This is a genomic window from Streptomyces sp. NPDC056948, from assembly GCF_042674225.1.
GTDB lineage: Bacteria > Actinomycetota > Actinomycetes > Streptomycetales > Streptomycetaceae > Streptomyces > Streptomyces purpurascens.
The window spans coordinates 18432-21772 of record NZ_JBHUQX010000128.1; the positions used below are offsets into that span (position 1 = coordinate 18432).

Consider the following 3341-nt stretch of genomic DNA (forward strand, 5'->3'; position numbering starts at 1 on the left):
CAGCCGTCGAGTCGCTGACCGGCCTCGATCGCCCCCTCCACCTCCGCGACCCGCTCCCGCTCCTCCACCGCGAACCGCTCGGCGTCCAGCTTCTCGGCGATCTCTTCGTCCTGGGACATCAGCAGGTCGAGGTTGGAGTCGCCCATTTCCAGGACGCCCATGTCGACGTAGGCCTGCTGGAGGCGTGTGCCCCACAGGCCGATGTCCTTGACGCAGGGGACGATGCGGCTGAAGAGGAGCTTGCGGAACAGGGCGAGGAACTCGGACTGCTCGCTGCAGGCCTCGGCCTCGGCCTTCGGGATGCCGAAGTTCTCCAGCACCTCCACGCCCCGCAGCCGGTCGCGCATGAGGTAGCAGCCCTCGATGACGAACTCCTCGCGTTCCCTCAGCTCGGCGTCCGTGAGCTGCTTGTAGTAGTCCCTGAGCGCCATCCGCCCGAAGGCCACATGCCGGGCCTCGTCCTGCATGACGTACGCGAGGATCTGCTTCGGCAGCGGCTTGTCCGTCGTGTCCCTGATCATGCCGAAGGCGGCCAGCGCCAGGCCCTCGATCAGCACCTGCATGCCCAGGTACGGCATGTCCCAGCGCGAGTCGCGCAGCGTGTCGCCCAGCAGGGCTTGGAGGTTGTCGTTGATCGGGTACAGCAGCCCGACCTTCTCGTGCAGGAACCGGCCGTAGATCTCGGCGTGCCGGGCCTCGTCCATCGTCTGGGTCGCCGAGTAGAACTTCGCGTCCAGATCAGGGACGGACTCGACGATCCGCGCGGCACAGATCATCGCGCCCTGCTCGCCGTGCAGGAACTGGCTGAACTGCCAGGAGGCGTAGTGCAGGCGCAGCTCGCCCTTGTCCTTCTCCGTCAGCTTCGCCCAGTACTTGGTCCCGTAGAGGGACATCGCTTCGTCCGGGGTCCCCAGCGGATCATACGGATCCACCTCCAACTCCCAGTCGATCCGCTTCTGACCGTCCCACTGCTTGTCCTTGCCCTTCTGATAGAGGGCCAGGAGCCGGTCGCGGCCGCCGTCGTACTCCCAGTTGAAACGGGCAGCTCCGCTTGCCGGCACCTGCCACACGGACTCTTCCGGTTCCTCGGCGTACAGGTCGAAGGTCGGCATGCTCCGCAGGCTCCTACGTGGTAGACGCCGCGTCAACAAATCGCGCACAGGGGATTGACGACCTTGCTGACACGCAGTCTCATAAGGGGAACAGTGACGTGTGCACAACGAGGTGGGCAGCCATGACGACCCTGACGGAAGCCGACGCGCTCGACGGACTGCGCGACGCCCTCGGCCTGCTCAAGGACCGGGAGCAGGTGGCCCAGCGGCTGCTCGACTCCTCCGCCAAGCACTCCTTCGACCCGGACAAGGAACTGGACTGGGACGCGCCCTTCGAGGAGGGCAAGTGGTTCTGGCCCCCGGAGCTGGTCTCCCTCTACGACACCCCGCTCTGGAAGCGCATGAGCGAGGAACAGCGCATCCTGCTCTCCCAGCACGAGGCGGCGGCCCTCGCCTCCCTCGGCATCTGGTTCGAGATCATCCTCATGCAGCTCCTCGTCCGCCACATCTACGACAAGGCCGCGACCAGCGCACACGTCCGCTACGCCCTCACCGAGATCGAGGACGAGTGCCGCCACTCCAAGATGTTCGCCCGCCTGATCTCCCACGGCGACACACCCTGGTACCCGGTCAGCCGCGCCCACCAGCACCTGGGACGCCTCTTCAAGACCATCTCCACCACCCCCGGCTCCTTCACCGCCACCCTCCTCGGCGAGGAGGTCCTCGACTGGATGCAGCGCCTGACGTTCCCCGACGAGCGCGTCCAGACCCTGGTCCGGGGCGTCACCCGCATCCACGTCGTGGAGGAGGCCCGGCACGTGCGCTACGCCCGCGAGGAACTCCGCCGCCAGATGGTGACGGCCCCGAAGTGGTCCCAGGAGTTCACCCGGGTCACCTCCGGCGAGTTCGCCCGGGTCTTCTCGGTGGCGTTCGTGAACCCGGACGTCTACACGAACGTCGGCCTGGACAAGCGCGAGGCCCTGGCCCAGGTCAAGGCCAGCGGCCACCGCCGGGAGGTCATGCAGAACGGCTCGAAGCGGCTGACGGACTTCCTCGACGACATCGGGGTGCTGCGGGGAGTGGGACGCCGGCTGTGGAAGTCCTCGGGCCTGCTGGCATAGACCCCGCCGCGGTCATGTCCATGCAGGGTGGCTACTGTCCTCCGTGACCCCGTCACTGTCAGTGGCCACGAAGGAGATCACCCCCGCATGTCCCCCCACATCCCCCACTCCCTGCGGACCGCCGCCGTCGGCGCCACGGCCGCCCTCGCCCTGACCGCGTGCGGCAGCGAGTCCTCCGACGCCGACAAGGCGCCCGCCCCGCAGGGCGTGGTCAGCCAGGCGACCGCCAAGAAGATCGCCGACCAGTACGAAAAGGTCAACAACAAGGCGAACGCGGCCCAGGACGAAAAGCTCCTCGGGACGGTCGAGGCCGGCCAGGTCTACGCGATGGACAAGGCCGTCTACACCCTCTTCGACACCTGGCCGAAGAAGGACCAGAAGGACTACGCCAAGCCCTTCTCCTACACGGACCGCACATACGTGATCCCGAAGAAGGGCTCGGGCGACTGGTTCGCCGTCCAGGCCAAGTCCAGCGAGAACGACGACGAAAGAGTGCTCCTGGTCTTCGACAAGGTGAACGGCACCTACAAGATGGTGCTGTCCCTGTGGGCCGCCGCGGCGGAGATCCCCAAGCCGGCCCTCGACAAGGACGGTCTCGCCGAGGCCGTCGACCCCGGCACCAAGATCGGCGGGATGGCCCCGTCCGACGTCGGAGCCGCCTACGCGGACTTCCTCGAAACCGGCGGCAAGAAGAAGGGCAAAGCCCTGACCTCCACGAAGCCCACCGAGAACGCCAAGAAGACCTACCAGAGGAGCAGCACCGAGGGCGCGGCCGAGGGCAAGGCCACCGAGAAGTTCTTCGCCAAGCCCCCCGCCGACCCGAGCGTCTACGCCCTGCGGAAGGCCGACGGCAGCGTCTTCGCCCTCCTCCCGCTCGCCCACAAGCAGGAATCCCTGCTGAAGGAGTCCTACCGCTCCATTGCGGACCTGGTCCCCAACGACGAGCAGTCCGCTCTCGGCGCCACCAGGGGCGCCCTGATCACCGACACCTTCGAGGGCCAGGGCCTCGCCGAACTGACCCCGAAGGCAGCCCGCCTCACCAACGTCGACTTCCAACACGTAGACGCGCGCTAACGGGGGGCGCAACCGCCCGCACCCGCCGGCTCACGGAAGGGGCCGTGGGGGGGGGGGGGGGGCCCCCCCGCGGGGGGGGGAGACGCCAACCACC

At 67.6% G+C, this 3341-nt stretch carries 3 protein-coding genes; 2 read left to right on the forward strand and 1 reads right to left on the reverse strand.

Translation table 11 applies throughout. The annotated features are described in order from the left end of the window. The coding region (locus ACFTZL_RS18515; protein ID WP_382583561.1) for a ferritin-like domain-containing protein at positions 1 to 1112 on the reverse strand (1112 nt) is incomplete at its 3' end. Between the two features lie 122 nt (positions 1113 to 1234). Here ACFTZL_RS18515 and ACFTZL_RS18520 point away from each other — a divergent pair. Then, complete coding sequence (locus ACFTZL_RS18520) at positions 1235 to 2173, forward strand: diiron oxygenase (protein WP_382583564.1); 939 nt, start codon at positions 1235 to 1237, stop codon at positions 2171 to 2173. Positions 2174 to 2260: 87 nt separating this feature from the next. Next, the gene (locus ACFTZL_RS18525) at positions 2261 to 3247 is read left to right on the forward strand and encodes a hypothetical protein (RefSeq protein WP_382583567.1); all 987 of its coding nucleotides are present in this window, start codon (positions 2261 to 2263) and stop codon (positions 3245 to 3247) included. The last annotated feature ends 94 nt before the right edge of the window (positions 3248 to 3341 follow it).

What these genes read in the sequence shown, in the direction of transcription:
- ACFTZL_RS18520 (WP_382583564.1), top strand. Translation starts at nt 1,235, where the DNA reads ATGACGACCCTGACGGAAGCCGACGCGCTCGACGGACTGCGCGACGCC.
- ACFTZL_RS18525 (WP_382583567.1), top strand. Translation starts at nt 2,261, where the DNA reads ATGTCCCCCCACATCCCCCACTCCCTGCGGACCGCCGCCGTCGGCGCC.